Annotated in this window: 1 protein-coding gene (running past one end of the window); it reads left to right on the top strand. The window is 70.6% G+C overall.

Translation table 11 applies throughout. The features are described from left to right. Window positions 1–6: 6 nt before the first annotated feature. A protein-coding gene (locus ACJX2R_RS11445; protein ID WP_413099999.1) for an SDR family NAD(P)-dependent oxidoreductase crosses the window boundary here: on the top strand, window positions 7–20,323 show its 5' portion. It continues 1,589 nt past the right edge of the window; 20,317 of the gene's 21,906 nt are visible here — the first part of the coding sequence; its start codon is at window positions 7–9; the stop codon falls past the right edge of the window.

The following is a 20,323-nucleotide window of genomic DNA, read 5'->3' as shown; positions in this document are numbered from 1 at the left end:
GATGACGTGATCGCGGTCATCGGCATGTCATGCCGTCTGCCCAAGGCACCGGACCTCGGTGCCTTCTGGCAGCTCCTCCGCAGCGGCGGCGACGCGATCACGCGAGTGCCGGCGGACCGGGAGCAGATCGGCCGGTCGCGGGCGGGCGAAGCCCTGCCCGGCACCTCCTTCGGCGGCTACCTGGAGAGCGTCGACCGCTTCGACGCCGAGTTCTTCGGCATCTCCCCCCGAGAAGCCACCGCGATGGATCCTCAGCAGCGGCTGGTGCTCGAACTGAGCTGGGAGGCGTTCGAGGACGTCGGCATCGTGCCGGGCACCGTCCGCGGCGACCGGATCGGCGTCTTCATCGGAGCGAACCGCGACGACTACGCCGCACTACTGCGCGGGCGCGGCACGGATGCGACAACGGCGCACAGCAACACCGGCCTCCAGCGCGGCATGATCGCCAACCGGGTGTCCTACGCACTCGGACTGAGCGGTCCGAGCATGACGGTGGACACCGCCCAGTCGTCCTCGCTGGTCGCCGTCCACCTGGCGTGCGAGAGCCTGCGCCACGGGGAGTGCACCAGCGCGCTGGTCGGCGGGGTCAAGCTCAGCATCAGCCAGGAGACGGCGGCCGAGGAAGCGAAGTTCGGCGGCCTCTCGCCGGACGGACGCTGCTTCACGTTCGACTCGCGCGCCAACGGCTACGCGCGCGGCGAGGGCGGCGGCGTGCTCGTCCTCAAGCCCCTGTCGAGCGCGTTGGCCGCCGGTGATCCCGTCTACTGCGTGATCCGCGGCAGCGCCGTCAACAGCGACGGCGCCAGCGACGGTCTCACCGTCCCGAGTAGCGCGGCGCAGGAAGCGGTCATCAGGCGCGCCCACCAGCTTGCGGGCCTTCAGCCGGCGGACGTGCAGTACGTCGAGCTGCACGGCACCGGGACCCGGGTCGGCGACCCGGTCGAGGCGGCGGCGCTCGGGGCCGCGCTGGGACGGGACCGCCGCGAGCACGGCCCGCTGGCCGTCGGCTCGGTCAAGACGAACATCGGCCACCTGGAGTCCGCGGCGGGAATCGCCGGTTTCCTCAAGGTCGCGTTGGCCATCCGCGGGCGCGAGATCCCGGCCAGCCTGAACTTCCGTGAGCCGAACCCGCAGATCCCGCTCGACGAGCTGAACCTGCGGGTCCAGACCCGGACCACGCCCTGGCCGCAGGCCGACCGGCCGCTCGTCGCCGGGGTCAGTTCCTTCGGGATGGGCGGCACCAACTGCCACGTGGTGGTCGGCGAGGCGCCCGTCCTCGAACGGTCGGCGACACCTGAGCCCGGGGCGGAGCCGGAGTCTGCCTCGGAGTCGGGGGTGGAGTCTGCGGGTCCGGTGGCGTGGGTGTTGTCGGCGCGGTCGGCTGTGGCGTTGGCTGCGCAGGCGGGTCGGTTGGCGGAGTTCGTGGCCGGGCGTCCGGAGGTCGCGGCGAAGGATGTGGCGTTCTCGTTGGCCGCGACGCGGACGACGGGGTTTGCGCATCGCCTGGTGGTGGTGGGTGGGGGGCGTGAGCGGTTGCTGGAGGGTTTGGGTGCGGTTGCGGCGGGTGGGGTGGTGCCGGGTGTGGTGTCCGGTGTTGCTGGTGGTGGTGGGGTTGCGGTGGTGTTTTCGGGTCAGGGTTCGCAGCGTGTGGGGATGGGTCTTGGGTTGTGTGAGGCGTTTCCGGTGTTTGCTGAGGCGTTTGATGAGGTGTGTGGGCGGTTTGAGGGGTTGTTGCCGGGGTCTTTGCGTGAGGTGATTGCGGCGGGTGGTGCGGGGTTGGATCGGACGGTGTTTGCGCAGGCGGGGTTGTTTGCGGTGCAGGTGGGGTTGTTCCGGTTGTGGTCGTCGTGGGGTGTGGTGCCGCAGTGTGTGGCGGGTCATTCGATCGGTGAGGTGACGGCTGCGTATGTGGCGGGGGTGTGGGATCTGGCGGATGCGTGTGCGGTGGTGGCGGCGCGGGGTCGTCTGATGCAGGCGTTGCCGGCGGGTGGGGCGATGGTGGTGTTGGATGCGTCGTCGGCGCAGGCGGATGGGTTGGTTGCCGGGCGGTCGGGTGTGGTGGTTGCGGCGGTCAACGGTGTCCGTCAGACGGTGATTTCGGGTGTTGAGTCTGTGGTGGACGAGTTGGCTGGAGTATGGCGTGAGGGTGGTGGGAGGGGGCGTCGGCTGCGGGTGAGTCATGCGTTTCATTCGCCGTTGATGGATCCGATGTTGGAGGAGTTCGGGGCGGTTTTGGATGGGGTGGTCTGTCGTGAGCCGCGGATCGCGATGGTGTTGGGGACGCCGGGTGCGGATGTGAGGGATCGGGCGTATTGGGTGTCGCAGGTGCGGGAGACGGTCCGTCACTACGATGTGGTGCAGGCGATACGGGCTCAGGGTGTTGAGGTTTTCGCCGAACTGGGCCCGGACGGCTCATTGTCGGCGATGGACGACGAAGGCACCGCGATATGGGTCCCGGCGCTGCGCGAGGGCCAGGATGAACCCGAGACCGCGCTACGCGCGCTCGCCGGTCTGTATGCGGCTGGTGTCGAGGTCGACTGGGCGGCAGTAACGGCTGCTGGCGCCAGCAAGGTCGCGCTGCCGACGTATCCGTTCCAGCGGGAGCGTTACTGGCCCGAGGCGGTGGCCGCCGTCGATCACGACGGCGACTTGACCGATGGTGCGTTCTGGCGGGCGATCGAGAGCAACGACGCCGAGGCGCTCGCCGGGGTACTCGGCCCGACCGCCGAGCGATCGGTGGTCGAATCGCTGCTACAGGCGCTCTCCGGTCTGCGACAACGTCAGCGCGTTCGTGCGAAGTTCGACTCGCAGCTGTACCGCGTGGCGTGGGAACCGGTGACCGCGGACATGCGGCCGGCGGTCAGTGGCAGCTGGCTGGTCCTCGTCCCTCCGGGGTTCCCTGATGAGGGGGTTGCCGCCGAGGTGCTGGAGGCGTTGTCCGCCGGTGGCGGCGTGGTCCACCGTCTTCAGGCCGACCCGTCGCAGGTCGGTGCCTTGATGGCTGAGCGTTACCCCGAGGCCGTCGGCGTGGTCTCCTTCCTGCCCCCGGGAGAGCCGGTCGCCGACGGCGTCCCGGTGTGGAACGCCACGGTCGAGGCAGTACCCGCCGAGCCGGCCGACCGGCCCGGCGACCCGCGGCAGTCCGTGATCTGGGACCGGCCGTCGATGGCGGGCGGCCGCGGCGGATGTCTTGACCTGCCCCGAACCTGGGACGCCACCACCCGAGGCCTGCTGCGTGCCGTGCTCGGCGGCCAGTACAGCGAGGATCGGCTGGCACTGCGCACGGCGGGAGTGTTCGCCAGGAAGGTGCGCGTCGCACCCGTCGACGCCGACACGTCGCGGCCGCCGTGGAAGCCGAAGGGCAAGGTTCTGCTGGCCGGTGACGACAGCGGCCCGCTCGGCGCGGTACTCACCCGATGGCTGACCGCCGCGGGCGCCGAGGTCGTCCGGGGAACGGACCTGCCGCCGGACGCCGGCGCGGTCGTCTGCCTGCCGGACGACCAGGCCGGGGCACGGTCCATCGAGGCGCTGCTCCACCTGCACGACCAGACGGTCGACCGCGAGCTGTCGGCGTTCGTCGTGATCTCCCACGCCGGCGCCCATCTCGGCATCGAGCAGGACGCGGACAAGCGTGCCTACGGTGCCTTCGCCGATGCCCTGGTGAGCCTGCGCCGGGCAGCCGGCCGCGTGGCCACCTTCATCGCCTGGCACGGTGCCGGCACCCGAGCCGTCGACGGCCTGCGTCACACCGATCCGGACGATCTGGCCGACGTACTTGCCTGGACCGTGGGACACGACCACGCATCCGTCGTCATCGCGGACCTCACGGATGAGCTGCGCTCCACCATCCTGAGCGGATCACGTCATGAGGTGACGCCCGATCAGCACGAAGGCGCCCTGGCCATCGGCTCGTCGGGGGCGGACGGCGAACGTCAGCTCGCCCGTCTGGTCCTGACCCTTGCCGCCGAGGTACTCGGTCACGACGGGCCGCAGGACGTCGACGCCGACCGGAGCTTCCGCGAGCAGGGCTTCGACTCCTACAGCGCGGTCGACCTCCGCAACCGGTTGAAGTCCGCCACTGCACTCCAGTTGCCCTCCACCGTCCTGTTCGACCATCCGACACCGACAGCGCTGGTGGCCTACCTGCGGTCGCAGCTGACCGGCGAGCGAGAGGTTCTGCGGGAAACGCCTGCCGCTGTTGCGCGGATGCAGGAACCGGTGGTGATCGTCGGAATGGGCTGCCGGTACCCCGGCGGGGTCGAGGACCCCGAGGGTTTCTGGCAGTTGATCGTCGCAGGGACCGACGCGATCTCGGAGTTCCCGACGAACCGGGGCTGGGACGTGGAGCGCTTGGACGGCGCCGATCCCGGTGCTGCGGACGCTGCCTTCGCCCGGGTGGGTGGGTTCCTGGACGGCGCTGGTGAGTTCGATGCGGAGTTCTTCGGGATCAGTCCGCGTGAGGCGTTGGGGATGGACCCGCAGCAGCGACTGCTTTTGGAGACGTGTTGGGAGGCGCTGGAGGACGCGGGCATCACCCCGGGTTCACTGCGGGGCACCGACACGGGCGTCTACGCGGGAATCACCGCGCTGGGATACCGGGTCGGCGAGCCGGACGGCGCTGGCGGCTTCGGGATAACGGGGACCACGGCGAGTGTGGCGTCCGGCCGGGTGGCGTACGCGCTGGGCTTGCAGGGCCCTGCGGTGTCGATCGACACGGCGTGTTCCTCGTCGCTGACGGCGATTCACCTTGCGGCGCAGGCGTTGCGGTCCGGTGAGTGCGGGATCGCGCTGGCCGGTGGCGTCACCGTGATGCCCAATCCGGAGATGTTCACGGAGTTCGCGCGGCAGCGGGGGTTGGCTGCCGATGGGCGGTGCAAGCCGTTCGCGGAGGCTGCTGATGGCACCGGGTGGGGTGAGGGTGTCGGTGTCCTGGTGCTGGAGCGGTTGTCGGATGCGCGTGAGCGTGGGCACCGGGTGCTCGCGGTGGTTGCGGGTAGTGCGGTGAACCAGGATGGTGCGAGCAATGGTTTGTCGGCGCCGAATGGTCCGTCGCAGCAGCGTGTGATTCGGGCGGCGTTGGCGAGTGCGGGGTTGCAGCCGGCTGACGTTGATGTGGTGGAGGCGCACGGTACGGGTACGGCGTTGGGTGACCCGATCGAGGCACAGGCGCTGTTGGCGACGTACGGCCAGGACCGGCCGGAGGGTCGGCCTTTGTGGTTGGGGTCGGTGAAGTCGAACATCGGTCACACGCAGGCGGCGGCGGGTGTCGCGGGTGTGATCAAGATGGTGCAGGCGATGCGGCACGGGGTGCTGCCGCAGACGTTGCATGTGGATGCTCCGTCGTCGCATGTGGACTGGTCGGCTGGAGCGGTGGAGCTGCTCAGCACGGCGCGTGAGTGGCCGGCGGGTTCCGGTCCGCGGCGTGCTGGTGTGTCGGGCTTCGGGATCAGCGGCACCAACGTCCACGTCATCCTTGAGCAGCCTGCCCATGAGGAGTTGGAGCCGGTCTCGGAGTTGGGGCCGGTGTCTGCGGGTTCGGTGGCGTGGGTGGTGTCGGCGCGGTCGGCTGCGGCGCTGGCCGGGCAAGCGGGTCGGTTGGCGGAGTTCGTGGCGGCTCGTCCGGAGGTAGCGGCCAAGGATGTGGCGTTCTCGTTGGCCGCGACCCGGACGACGGGGTTTGCGCATCGCCTGGCGGTGATCGGTCAGGACCGTGAGCAGCTGCTGGAGGGCCTGGGCGCGGTCGCGGCGGGCCAGGCGGCGCCGGGTGTGGTGACTGGGAGTGTTGGTTCGGCGTCGGTGTTGCGGCCGGTGTTCGTGTTTGCGGGTCAGGGTGCGCAGTGGGCCGGGATGGGTCTGCAACTGTGGGATGAGGAGCCGGTGTTCGCGGCGGCGATGGAGCGCTGCGCGGCGGCCTTGGCGCCGTTCGTCGACTGGCAACTGCGTGATGTGTTGGGCGATGCGGAGTTGTTGGCGCGGGTGGATGTGGTCCAGCCGGCGTCGTGGGCGGTAGCGGTCAGCCTGGCCGGGCTCTGGCGGGCGTATGGCGTCGAACCCGCCGCGGTGGCGGGTCACAGTCAGGGTGAGATCGCTGCGGCGTGTGTCTCCGGAGGCCTGTCCTTGGACGACGGTGCGCGGGTCGTCGCTTTGCGCAGCCGGGCGTTGGCGGGTCTGGCGGGTACGGGCGGCATGGTGTCGGTGCCCGCCGGTCTGGATGAGGTGGGGGAGTGGATCTCCCGCTGGGGTGAGGACCTGTCGGTCGCGGCGGTCAACGGCCCCCGGCAGGTCGTAGTGGCCGGTGCCGCCAGCGCGTGCGCGGAGTTCGTGGACGCCTACGGCGATCGCGGGGCGCGCCGCATCGCCGTGGACTACGCCTCCCACACCGCGCACGTCGAAGCCGTCCAGGACCGTTTGGCCGAGGACCTGGCGGGCGTGTCTCCGGTTTCTGGTTCGGTGCCGTTCCATTCCACGCTTGAGGCGCGTGTGCTGGACACCGCCGAGTTGGACGGCGGGTACTGGTTCCGCAATCTGCGTCGGACGGTGCGGTTCGGCGAGGTCGTCGCCGCGCTGGCGGCGGAGGGCCACCGGGTGTTTGTGGAGGTCAGTCCGCATCCTGTGTTGGGTTTGGCGATTGCGCAGTCGGGCGAGGACCTGGTCGCGGCGGGCACGTTGCAGCGCGGCGATGGCGGTCGGAGCCGCTGGCTGACCGCGCTGGCCGGTGCGTACACGGCCGGTGTTGAAGTGGACTGGGCCGCGGTGACCGTCGAGGGCGCGCAGAAGGTCGCGCTGCCGACGTATCCGTTCCAGCGCCAGCACTACTGGCCGAAGGCTGTGGCCGGTCGCGGGGATGCTCCGTCGATCGGCTTGGAGCGGGCTGGACATCCGTTGTTGGCGGCTGCGGTGTGGCTGGCCGAGGGCGACGGGCTGGTGCTGACGGGTCGCCTGTCGCTGGCCGCGATGCCGTGGCTGGCCGACCACACCGTCCACGGCACCGTCCTGCTGCCCGGCACGGCGTTCGTGGACCTGGCGATCCACGCCGGAGATCTGGCCGGGTGCGGTGTCCTAGAGGAGTTGACGCTCCAGGAGCCGTTGCTTCTGCCCAGCTCCGGTGGCGTGCAGCTTCAGGTCCACGTCGGCGACAGCGACGACGGCAGCGCTCGCCGAACCGTCACCGTCTCCTCGCGTGAAGGGGAGGGCGAATGGGTCCGGCACGCGGTCGGCGTGCTGGCCCCGGCCGGCAGTGAGCCTGCCCCGGCCCCGCTGGATGTTTGGCCGCCCGCCGGTGCGGAGCCGGTTCCGGTCGATGACGCCTACGAGATGCTCGCCGAGCGTGGTTACGGCTACGGGCCGGCGTTCCAGGGCCTGCGTCAGGTCTGGCGCGCCGGGGACACCGTCTACGCCGAGGTCGAGCTGCCCGAGGTCATCGACTCCGATGTGGCCGGGTTCGGTCTGCATCCCGCTCTGCTCGACGCTGCTCTGCATGGTCTGCTGGCCGTCGGCGCCAGCAGTGGCAGTGGCAGTGGCGGGACGGAGCTGCCGTTCGCATGGTCGGGGGTGCAACTGCTGGCGAGCGGTGCCCGCCAACTGCGAGTGGCGTTCGCTCCCGAGCCGGGTGGAGTCTTGGTCACCGCGTTCGACGGTGTGGGCGAACCCGTCTTGCGGGCACGGTCGTTGGCGATGCGTGAGGCTTCAGCTGGTCAGTTCGCTGGTTCCGGTCGGCAGGTTCGGCAGTCGCTGTTCACGGTGGACTGGGTTCCGCTGACGGCACCTCAGCTCTCCGACGCCGTGGTGCAGTGGGTGCGGCATGGCGAGCCCGTGGTGGCGCCGGTTGTTGTTGCCGCGGTTCCGGCCGCTCTCTCCGGAGCTTCGGCGCCGCAGACGGCTCAGCTGGCTGCCGCGAAGGTGTTGGGTTGGGTGCAGCAGTGGCTGGCCGATCCCGAGACCGACGGTTCGCGGTTGGTGATCTGGACCCGGGGTGTGGCTGCCGGGCAGGATCTGGCGGGGGCTGCGGTGGTGGGCCTGGTTCGTTCTGCGCAGTCCGAGCACCCGGGCCGGCTGCTGCTGGTCGACGTCGACCCGGCGGCTGACCTGGACCCCGGTCGCGACGCTGACGTGGTCACCGTCCTAGTCGTGGCGCTGGGTGCCGATGAGCCCGAGGTCCGCGTGCGTCCCGCTAGTGACGGCGGGGGAGTCGCGGCGTTCGGTCGACGGCTGGTCCGGGCCGGCGCGTCCGGGGAACTGGTGCTGCCCGGTGGTACGGGCTGGCGAGTCGAGGTCACCCAGCCTGGCGACTTGAGCAGTACCGCTGTGATCGATGCTCCCGAGGCGGACGCGGCGCTTCTGGCGGGTCAGGTGCGGGTGGGGCTGCGTGCGGCGGGCGTGAACTTCCGCGACGTGGTCGCCGGTCTGGGAATGGTCTCCGACGGCCGGGTCCTTGGCCTGGAGGCCGCTGGGGTCGTGCTGGAGACCGGTCCCGGGGTGGACGGTCTGACCGTCGGTCAGTCGGTGATGGGTCTGGTGTCGGGTTGGGGTCCGGTCGGGGTTGTCGACAGCCGGCTGCTTGCCCCGATCCCGCAGGGTTGGTCGTTCCAGCAGGCCGCAGCGGTGCCGGTGACATTTCTGACGGCGTTCTACGGGCTGCGGGATCTGGCCCAGGCCCAGCCCGGGCAGCGTGTGCTCATTCATGCCGGGACCGGTGGTGTGGGCACGGCGGCGGTGCAGCTGGCCAAGGAATGGGGGCTTGAGGTTTTCGCGACCGCGAGTCCGGCCAAGCAGCACGCGCTGCGGGCGATGGGTGTGGAGGAGAGCCACATCTCCTCGACCCGTGATCTCGCTTTCTGCGAGCGGTTCCTGGCCGTGACCGGTGGCGAGGGCATGGATGTGGTGGTCAACGCGCTGGCCGGGGAGTTCACGGACGCTTCGCTGCGGCTGTTGCCGCGGGGCGGCCGGTTCGTGGAGATGGGTAAGACGGACATCCGCAATCCCGAGCAGGTCGCCGAGTCCCACCCGGGAGTCGTCTACCGGGCGTTCGATCTGATGGACGCCGGTGTGCCGCGGGTCGCGGAGATGCTGGCCGAGCTGGGGGCGATGTTCGAGGCTGGGACGCTGACTCCGCCGCCGGTGACGTGTTTCGAGCTGTCGCAGGCGGTGGCGGCGCTTCGGTACATGCAGGTCGCCCGGCACATCGGCAAGGTCGTGCTGAACGTCCCGGCCGATTGGGACCCGCACGGCACGGTGCTGGTCACGGGTGGCACCGGGACGCTAGGTGGGGAGTTGGCCCGGCACCTGGTGGATGTCCGTGGCATGCGGCACCTGGTTCTGATGTCGCGGCGGGGTCCGGCGGCGCCGGGAGTCGCGCACCTGGTCGCCGAGTTGGCGGCCTCGGGTGCGCGGGTGAGGGTGCAGGCGGGCGATGCCGCCGACCGCGAGGCCCTCGCCTCGGTCCTGGCCAGGATCGCGGGTGAGCGTCCGCTGACAGCGGTGGTGCATGCCGCCGGTGTGATCGACGACGCGACGGTGGAGTCGCTGACGCCCGAGCGCATGGCGCTGGTGCTGGCCGCCAAGGCCGATGCGGCGTGGAACCTGCACGAGCTGACCGAAGACGCGGGCCTGGCCGACTTCGTCCTCTACTCCTCGGCCATGGCCGCCCTGGGCAGTCCGGGCCAAGGCAGCTACGCCGCCGCCAACGCGTTCCTGGACGCACTGGCCGCATACCGTCGCGACCGGCACCTGGCCGGCCAGTCGTTGGCGTGGGGGTTGTGGGCCCAGGCCTCGGAGATGACCGGGCATCTGGATGGTGCTGACCTGTCCCGGCTGCGCCGCGGTGGCGTTCAACCGCTGTCGACGGAGCAGGGTCTGGCGCTGTTCGAGGCCGCTACCGCGTTGGGCGCGCCCTTGGCGGTCCCGGCCCGACTGGACTTGGCCGCGTGGTCGCGTGCCGGGGGGCCGGTGCCTCCGTTGCTGCGCGGTCTGGTTACGGGTGGTGTCTCCGTGCGCCGGTCCGCGGCTGTGGCTGCGGTCGGTGGTGGTCTGGCGGCCCGGTTGGCCGCGCTTCCGCCCGCCGATCGCGAGCAGGAGGTCCTGCGGACCGTCCGGGCCGCTGCCGCCGTCATCCTGGGCCACGCCAGCCCTGGGGAGATCGACTCCCAGCGGGCCTTCCGCGAGATGGGCATCGACTCGCTGACCGGGCTGGAGCTGCGCAACCGGCTCGCGAACGAGACGGGCCTGAGCCTGCCCGCCACCCTCGTCTTCGACTACCCCGTCCCGCTGGAACTCGCTCGGTATCTGGTCGCAGAGGCATGCGGAACCGACGGAGTGGCCGCCGTATCTGCCGTATCGGCGGTCCGCGTCGGTAGGGACGAGCCGGTGGCGATCGTCGGTATGGGGTGCCGGTTCCCGGGCGGGGCGGAGGATCCGGAGGGCTTCTGGCGGTTGGTCGTTGCCGGGACCGACGCGATGTCGGGCTTCCCGATGGATCGCGGTTGGGAGACGCCGGGCCTGTCCGAGTCCGGTGATGCGGGACCGACGTATGCCCGGGTGGGCGGCTTCCTGGACAGCGCCGGCGATTTCGATGCGGAGTTCTTCGGGATCAGTCCGCGTGAGGCGTTGGGGATGGATCCGCAGCAGCGGTTGCTGTTGGAGACGTGTTGGGAGGCGCTGGAGGACGCGGGCATCACCCCGGGTTCACTGCGGGGTACCGACACCGGCGTCTACGCAGGAATCATCACATCGGAGTACCGGGTCGGTGAGCAGGACGGCGCGAGCGGCTATGGGATCACGGGAACCCATGCGAGTGTGGCCACGGGCCGGGTGGCGTACTCACTGGGGTTGCAGGGTCCCGCCGTCTCGATCGACACGGCGTGTTCCTCGTCGCTGACGGCCATTCACCTGGCGGCGCAGGCGCTGCGGTCCGGTGAGTGCGGAATCGCGCTGGCCGGTGGCGTCATGGTGATGGCCTCGCCTGGGACATACACGGAGTTCGCGTTGCAGCGGGGGCTTGCTGCTGACGGCCGTTGCAAGCCGTTCGCGGAGGCTGCTGATGGCACCGGGTGGGGCGAAGGCGTCGGTGTCCTGGTGCTGGAGCGGTGGTCCGTTGCCCGTGAGCGTGGGCACCGGGTGTTGGCGGTGGTTGCGGGTAGTGCGGTGAACCAGGATGGTGCGAGTAATGGTTTGTCGGCGCCGAATGGTCCGTCGCAGCAGCGTGTGATTCGGGCGGCGTTGGCGAGTGCGGGGTTGCAGCCGGGTGATGTCGATGTGGTGGAGGCGCACGGTACGGGTACCGCGCTGGGTGATCCGATTGAGGCGCAGGCGCTGTTGGCAACGTACGGTCAGGGTCGGCCGGAGGGTCGGCCGTTGCTGTTGGGGTCGGTGAAGTCGAACATCGGCCACACGCAGGCGGCTGCTGGTGTGGCGGGTGTGATCAAGATGGTGCAGGCGATGCGGCATGGGGTGCTGCCGCAGACGTTGCATGTGGATGCTCCGTCGTCGCATGTGGATTGGTCGGCCGGGGCGGTGGAGCTGCTCAGTACGGCGCGGGAGTGGCCGGCGGGTACTAGTCCGCGGCGTGCGGGTGTGTCGGCGTTCGGGATCAGCGGCACCAACGTCCACGTCATTCTTGAGCAGCCCGTGCAGGATGCGGCTGCTGTGGAGGTTCCTGTCCTGGATGGGCCGGAGTCTGCGGGTTCGGTGGCGTGGGTGGTGTCGGCGCGGTCGGGTGCGGCGTTGGCCGGGCAGGCGGGTCGGCTGGCGGAGTTCGTGGCGGAGCGCCCGGACGTTTCGGTTCGGGATGTGGCGTTCTCATTGGCCGCAACCCGGACCACAGGATTTGCGCACCGCCTGGCGGTGGTTGGTCGGGACCGTGAGCAGCTGCTGGAGAGCCTGGGTGCGGTCGCAACGGGCCAGGAAGCGCCGGGTGTGGTGACTGGGGTTGCTGGTTCGGCGGTGCGGCCGGTGTTTGTGTTCGCGGGTCAGGGTGCGCAGTGGGTCGGGATGGGTCTGCAACTGTGGGATGAGGAGCCGGTGTTCGCGGCGGCGATGGAGCGCTGCGCGGCGGCCCTGGAGCCGTTCGTGGACTGGCGACTGCGTGATGTGCTCGCGGATGCGGGATTGTTGGCGCGGGTGGATGTGGTTCAGCCGGCGTCGTGGGCGGTAGCGGTCAGCCTGGCCGGGTTGTGGCGCGCGTATGGCGTGGAGCCTGCGGCGGTGGCGGGTCACAGTCAGGGTGAGATCGCGGCGGCGTGTGCCGCCGGCGGGTTGTCTTTGGAGGACGGTGCGCGGGTTGTGGCGTTGCGCAGCCGGGCGTTGGCGGGGCTTGCGGGCACGGGTGGGATGGTGTCGGTCCCGGCTGGTCTGGATGAGGTGGGGGAGTGGATCTCCCGCTGGGGTGAGGACCTGTCGGTCGCGGCCGTCAATGGCCCCCGGCAGGTCGTAGTGGCCGGTGCCGCGAGCGCGTGTTCGGAGTTCGTGGACGCCTACGCGGATCGGGGGGCGCGGCGGATCGCGGTGGACTACGCCTCCCACACCGCGCACGTCGAAGCCGTCCAGGACCGTTTGGCCGAGGACCTGGCGGGGGTGTCCCCGGGTTCTGGTTCGGTGCCGTTCTACTCCACGCTCGAGGCGCGTGTGCTGGACACCGCCGAGTTGGACGGTGGGTACTGGTTCCGCAATCTGCGTGAGCCGGTGCGGTTCGGTGAGGTCGTCGCCGGGCTGGCGGCGGAGGGCCACCGGGTGTTCGTGGAAGTCAGTCCGCATCCTGTGTTGGGCCTGGCAATCGCGCAGGCGGGCGAGGACCTGGTCGCGACCGGCACGTTGCAGCGTGGCGATGGCGGCCGTGCTCGGTGGTTGACGGCACTGGCCGGTGCTTACGCCGCCGGTGTCGAGGTCGACTGGGCCGCAGCGACGGCCGATGGTGGTCGGGCGGTGAAGGTTGGGCTGCCGACGTATCCCTTCCAGCGGGAGCGTTACTGGCCGAAGGCCGTCGTTGGTCGTGGAGATGCTTCGTCGGCTGGGCAGGAACGGGTCGGGCATCCGTTGTTGGCGGCTGCGGTGTGGCTGGCCGAGGGCGACGGGCTCGTGCTGACGGGCCGTCTGTCGCTGGCCGCGATGCCGTGGCTGGCCGACCACACCGTCCACGGCACGGTGCTGCTGCCCGGTACCGCATTCGTGGACCTGGCGGTCCACGCCGCAGATCTTGCTGGTTGTGGTGTCCTGGAGGAGCTGACGCTTCAGGAGCCGCTGGTCCTGCCGGGTCAGGGCGGCGTGCAGTTGCAGGTCCGCGTCAGCGACGGCAGTAGTGGTCGGCACACGGTCACGGTTTCTTCCCGTGAAGGGGAGGGCGAGTGGGTGCGGCACGCGGTCGGCGTGCTGGCGGCCCCGGTCGACAGTGAGCCGGCTCCGGCTCCGTTGGGTGCGTGGCCCCCGGCGGGTGCGGAGTCGGTTCCGGTCGATGACGCCTACGAGAGGTTCGCCCAGCGTGGTTACGGCTACGGTCCGGCGTTCAAGGGTCTGCGTCAGGTCTGGCGCGCCGGGGACACCGTTTGTGCCGAGGTCGAGCTGCCCGAGGTCATCGACTCCGATGTGGCCGGGTTCGGCCTGCATCCCGCTCTCCTTGATGCTGCTCTGCACGGTCTGCTGGCTGCCGGTGATGGTGGCGGTGGGACGGAGCTGCCGTTCGCGTGGTCGGGGGTGCAACTGCTGGCGAGCGGTGCCCGCCAGTTGCGAGTGGCGTTCGCTTTCGAGCCGGGTGGAGTCTCGGTAGCGGCGTTCGACGGTGTGGGCGCACCCGTCTTGCGGGCGCGGTCGTTGGTGCTGCGTGAGGCCTCGGCCGGTCAGCTCACCAGCTCCGGTCGGCAGGCGCGGCAGTCGCTGTTCACCGTGGACTGGGTCCCGCTTCCGCAGGTCCCGGCCGCTGGAGTGCCGTGGGTGCGGTACGGCGAGTCGGTCGGGTCCGAGGTGGCACCGGTTGTTGTTGCTGCGGTTCCGGCTGCCCCGGCGGGGATGTCGGCGCCTCGGGCGGCTCAGCTGGCTGCCGTGACGGTGTTGGGTTGGGTGCAGCAGTGGCTGGCCGATCCCGAGACGGACGATTCGCGGTTGGTGGTCTGGACCCGGGGCGCGGCCGCCGGCCGGGACCTGGCGGGCGCTGCGGTGGCGGGTCTGGTTCGTTCGGCGCAGTCCGAGCACCCGGGTCGGCTGCTGCTGGTTGACGTCGACCCGTCAGCCGACTTGGACCCCGGTCGCGACGCTGATGTGGACACCGTCCTGGCCATGGCACTGGACGCCGACGAGTTCGAGGTCCGCATCCGCCTCGAGGCCGGGGGGATCGCGGCGTTCGGTCGACGGCTGGTCCGGGCCGGTGCGGCCGGGGAACTGGAGCTCCCCCGTGGTTCGGGCTGGCGAGTCGAGGTCGGCCAGCCTGGTGACCTGGGCAGTGTCGCTGTGATCGATGCTCCCGAGGCGGGTGTGGCGTTGTCGGCGGGTCAGGTGCGGGTGGGTCTGCGTGCGGTGGGCGTGAATTTCCATGACGTTGTCGGCGGGCTGGGGATGGTCGTGGATGGCCGGGTCCTGGGCATGGAGGGTGCCGGGGTTGTCCTGGAGGTCGGTCCCGGGGTGGACGGCCTGACGGTCGGCCAGTCGGTGATGGGTCTGGTGTCGGGTTGGGGTCCGGTCGGGGTTGTCGACAGTCGGCTGCTTGCCCCGATCCCGCAGGGTTGGTCGTTCCAGCAGGCCGCGGCGGTGTCGGCAGGGTTCCTGACGGCGTTCTACGGGTTGCGGGATCTGGCCCGGGTCCGCCCGGGCCAGCGGGTGCTCATCCACGCCGGGACCGGTGGCGTGGGCACGGCCGCGGTGCAGCTGGCAAAGGAATGGGGGCTTGAGGTTTTCGCGACCGCGAGTCCGGCCAAGCAGCACGCGCTGCGAGCCATGGGTGTGGAGGAGAGCCACATCGCCTCGACCCGTGATCTCACCTTCTGCGACCGGTTCCTGGCCGTCACGGGTGGCGAGGGCATGGATGTGGTGGTCAACGCCCTCGCTGGGGAGTTCACGGACGCCTCCCTGCGGCTGCTGCCGCGCGGCGGCCGGTTCGTGGAGATGGGCAAGACCGACATCCGCAACCCCGAGCAAATCGCCGAGTCCCACCCCGAGGTCGTCTACCAGGCGTTCGACCTGATGGACGCGGGCGAGCCGCGGGTGGCGGAGATGCTGTCCGAGCTGGGGGCGATGTTCGAGGCTGGGACGCTGGTCCCGCCGCCGGTGACGTGCTTCGAGTTGTCGCAGGCCGTGGCGGCGCTGCGCCATCTCCAGGCCGCACGCCACATCGGCAAGGTCGTGCTGAACGTCCCGGCTCAGTGGGACCCGCAGGGCACGGTGCTTGTCACGGGCGGTACCGGGACGCTGGGCGGGGAACTGGCCCGGCACCTGGTCGACGTCCGAGGGATGAAACACCTGGTGTTGTTGTCGCGGCGGGGTCCGGCGGCGCCGGGAGTGGCCCGCCTGGTCGCCGAGTTGGCGGCCTCGGGTGCGAGTGTGCGGGTGCAGGCGGGCGACGCCGCCGACCGCAGCGCCCTGATGTCGGTGTTGGCGCGGCTTCAGGTTGAGCGTCCGTTGACGGCGGTGGTGCATGCCGCCGGTGTGATCGACGACGTGACGGTGGAGTCGCTGACGCCCGAGCGGATGGCACCGGTGCTGGCCGCCAAGGCCGACGCGGCCTGGAACCTGCACGAGTTGACCGAGCGCGCGGGCCTGGCCGGCTTCGTTCTCTACTCCTCGGCCGCAGCCATCGTGGGTAATCCGGGACAGGCCGGCTATGCCGCCGCGAACGCGTTCCTGGACGCGCTGGCCGCCTATCGTCGCGACCGGCACCTGGCCGGTCAGTCGCTGGCGTGGGGGCTGTGGGCCCAGACCTCGGAGATGACCGGGCACCTCAACGGCACTGGGTTGTCCCGCCTGCGCCGGGGCGGTATCCAGCCGATGGCGACCGGGCAGGGCTTGGCGCTGTTCGAGGCCGCTACCGCGTTGGGTGCGCCGTTGGTGGTCCCGGCCCGACTCGACTTGGCCGCGCTGTCGCGTGCTGGCGGGCCGGTGCCCGCGCTGCTGCGGGGTCTGGCCGTCGGCGCTCCTGCCCGTCCGTCCGCGTCCGCGGCTGCGGTCGTGGGCGGTCTGGCGGCGCGGTTGGCCGCGTTCAGTCCCGCTGAGCGTGAGCATGACGTCGTGGAGGTCGTTCGGGCCGCTGCGGCGGTTGTTCTGGGTCACAGTCGCCCTGGGGACGTCGATCCTCAGCGGGCGTTCCGGGACATGGGCATCGACTCGCTGACCGGTCTGGAGCTGCGCAACCGGCTGGCGAGCGAGACGGGCCTGAGCCTGCCCGCCACCTTGGTCTTCGACCAGCCGACACCGTTGGAGGTTGCCCGGTTCCTGGTGGCCGAGGCCTGCGGGCCGGACGGGGTTGTCGATGCGGTGGCTGTCCCGGTGGTCCGCGTTGGCGCGGATGAGCCGGTGGCGATCGTCGGTATGGGGTGCCGGTTCCCGGGCGGAGTGGAGGATCCGGAGGGCTTCTGGCAGTTGATCGCCGCAGGGACCGATGCGATGTCGGGCTTCCCGGTGAACCGAGGCTGGGAGACGCCCGACCTGGCCGAGTCCGGTGGCGAGGGCACCGCTTTCGCCCGGGTGGGTGGGTTCCTGGACGGCGCTGGTGAGTTCGATGCGGAGTTCTTCGGGATCAGTCCGCGTGAGGCGTTGGGGATGGATCCGCAGCAGCGGTTGCTGTTGGAGACGTGCTGGGAGGCGCTGGAGGACGCGGGCATCACCCCGGGTTCGCTGCGTGGCTCCGACACGGGTGTCTACGCCGGGGTCATCGCGTCGGGTTACCAGCTCGGTGAGCGGGACGGTGCCGGTGGTTTCGGCCTGACCGGGACGACGGCGAGTGTGGCGTCGGGCCGGGTGGCGTACTCGCTGGGCTTGCAGGGTCCGGCGGTGTCGGTGGACACGGCGTGTTCGTCCTCGCTGACGGCCATTCACCTCGCGGCGCAGGCGCTGCGGTCCGGTGAGTGTGGGATAGCCCTGGCCGGCGGGGTCATGGTGATGGTCTCGCCCGGGACATACACGGAGTTCGCGCGGCAGCGGGGGTTGGCTGCCGATGGGCGGTGTAAGCCGTTCTCGGACGCCGCTGATGGCACCGGTTGGGGTGAAGGCGTCGGGATGGTGGTGTTGGAGCGGTTGTCCGTTGCCCGTGAGCGTGGGCACCGGGTGTTGGCGGTGGTTGCGGGTAGTGCGATCAACCAGGACGGGGCCAGTAATGGTTTGTCGGCGCCGAATGGTCCGTCGCAGCAGCGGGTGATTCGGGCGGCGTTGGCGAGTGCGGGGTTGCAGCCGGGTGATGTCGATGTGGTGGAGGCGCACGGTACGGGTACCGCACTGGGTGACCCGATTGAGGCGCAGGCGCTGCTGGCGACCTACGGTCAGGGTCGGCCGGCGGGTCGGCCGTTGCTGTTGGGGTCGGTGAAGTCGAATATCGGTCACACGCAGGCGGCTGCGGGTGTGGCGGGTGTGATCAAGATGGTGCAGGCGATGCGGCACGGGATGCTGCCGCAGACCCTGCACGTGGATGCTCCGTCGTCGCATGTGGACTGGTCGACCGGGGCGGTGGAGCTGCTGACCGAGCCGCGGGAGTGGCCGGCGGGTACTGGTCCGCGGCGTGCGGGTGTGTCGGGCTTCGGGATCAGCGGCACCAATGTGCACCTGATTCTTGAGGAGCCTGCTCAGGATGCCTCTGTCCAAGTTGAATTGGAGCCTGGGTCGGGGCTGGAGTCTGCGGGTTCGGTGGCGTGGGTGGTGTCGGCGCGGTCGGGTGCGGCGCTGGCCGGGCAGGCGGGTCGGCTGGCGGAGTTCGTGGCGGCGCGCCCGGACGTTTCGGTTCGGGATGTGGCGTTCTCGTTGGCCGCAACCCGGACCACGGACTTCTCGCACCGCTTGGCGGTGATCGGCGATGAGCGCGACCAACTGGTGGCGGGCCTGGCTGCCGTTGCAACGGGGCAGGAGGCTCCGGGTGTGGTGACCGGGGTTGCTGGTTCGGTGTTGCGGCCGGTGTTTGTGTTCGCGGGTCAGGGTGCGCAGTGGGCCGGGATGGGTCTGCGACTGTGGGATGAGGAGCCGGTGTTCGCGGCGGCGATGGAGCGCTGTGAGCGGGCGTTGGCGCCGTTCGTCGACTGGCGGTTGCGTGATGTGCTCGCGGATGCGGGATTGTTGGCGCGGGTGGATGTGGTGCAGCCGGCGTCGTGGGCGGTAGCGGTCAGCTTGGCTGAGCTCTGGCGGGCGTATGGTGTGGAGCCTGCGGCGGTGGCGGGTCACAGTCAGGGTGAGATCGCGGCGGCGTGTGTCGCCGGCGGGTTGTCTTTGGAGGACGGTGCGCGGGTTGTGGCCTTGCGCAGCCGGGCGTTGGCGGGTCTGGCGGGTACGGGCGGGATGGTGTCGGTCCCGGCCGGGTTGGATGAGGTGGGGGAGTGGATCTCCCGCTGGGGTGAGGACCTGTCGGTCGCGGCGGTGAACGGCCCCCGGCAGGTCGTGGTGGCCGGTGCCGCGAGCGCGTGCGCGGAGTTCGTGGACGCCTACGCGGATCGGGGGGCGCGGCGGATCGCGGTGGATTACGCCTCGCACACCGCGCACGTCGAAGCGGTCAAGGAGCGCCTTGCCGAGGATCTGGCCGCAGTGGTTGCCGACAGCAGTGCGGTGCCGTTCTACTCCACGCTTGAGGCGCGTGTGCTGGACACCGCCGAGTTGGACGGCGGGTACTGGTTCCGGAACCTGCGTGAGCCGGTGCGGTTCGGTGAGGTTATTGCCGCGCTCGCGGCGGAAGGCCACCGGGTGTTTGTGGAGGTCAGTCCGCATCCTGTGTTGGGTTTGGCGATCGCGCAGGCGGGTGAGGACCTGGTCGCGGCGGGCACGTTGCAGCGCGGCGATGGCGGCCGGAGCCGCTGGCTGACCGCCCTGGCCGGTGCGTACACGGCCGGTGTCGAGGTCGACTGGGCCGCGGTGACCGCCGATGAGGGTCGGGCGGTGAAGGTCGCGCTGCCGACGTATCCGTTCCAGCGCCAGCACTACTGGCCGAAGGCTGTGGTCGGTCGCGGGGATGCTCCGTCGATCGGCTTGGAGCGGGCTGGACATCCGTTGTTGGCGGCTGCGGTGTGGCTGGCCGAGGGCGACGGGCTCGTGCTGACGGGCCGTCTGTCGCTCGCGGCGATGCCGTGGCTGGCCGACCACGCGGTCCACGGCACGGTGCTGCTGCCCGGCACGGCGTTCGTGGACCTGGCGATCCACGCCGGGGACCTGGCCGGTTGCGGAATGTTGGAGGAGTTGACGCTCCAGGAACCGCTGATCCTCTCCGGCCAGGGCGGCGTTCAGCTCCAGGTCTACGTCGGTGACAGCGACGACGACAGCGGTCGCCGAACCGTCACGATCTCCTCCCGCGACGGAGACGGCGAGTGGGTGCGACACGCGGTCGGGGTGCTCGCCCCGGTCGGCAGTGAGCCGACCCCCGCTCCGCTGCCGGCCTGGCCTCCGGCCGGTGCGGAGCCGGTTCCGGTCGACGACGCCTACGCGACGCTCGCCGAGCGTGGTTACGGCTACGGTCCGGCGTTCCAGGGCTTGCGCCGGGTCTGGCTGGCTGGAGACACCGTCTACGCCGAGGCCGAGCTGTCCGAGGTCATCGACTCCGATGTGGCCGGGTTCGGTCTGCATCCGGCTCTGCTCGATGCCGCCCTGCACGGTCTGCTGGTCGCCAGTGATGGTGGTACTGGGACGGGACTGCCGTTCGCCTGGTCGGGGGTGCGGCTGCTGTCCAGCGGCGCCCGACACCTGCGAGTGGTCTTGGCCCGTGAGTCTGGCGGCGTCTCGGTGACGGCGTTCGACGCTGTCGGTCAGCCGGTCTTGCACGCGCAATCGTTGGCGCTGCGTGAGATCCCGGCTGGTCAGTTCGCCGGGTCGGGCCGACACGTATGGCAGTCGCTGTTCACCGTCGACTGGGTCCCGCTTCTCCAGGTCCCGGCCGCCGTGGTGCCGTGGGTGCGACACGGCGAGTCGGTCGGCTCCGAGAGTCCTCCGGTGGTGGTGGCGGTGGTTCCGGCTGCCGAGCCCGGGGCGTCGGCGCCGCGGGCGGCTCAGCTGGCTGCCGCGAGGGTGTTGGGTTGGGTGCAGCAGTGGCTGGCCGATCCCGAGACGGACGATTCGCGGTTGGTGGTCTGGACCCAGGGCGCGGTCGTCGGCCAGGACCTGGCGGGCGCTGCGGTGGCGGGCCTGGTCCGCTCGGCCCAGTCCGAGCACCCCGGCCGCCTCCTGCTGG

The organism is Streptomyces sp. Inha503, assembly GCF_047215865.1.
In the GTDB taxonomy this organism is placed as follows: Bacteria; Actinomycetota; Actinomycetes; order Streptomycetales; family Streptomycetaceae; genus Streptomyces; species Streptomyces lycopersici.
Note: the sequence above shows the minus strand (reverse complement) of the source record. Positions and strands in the feature narration are given on the sequence as shown.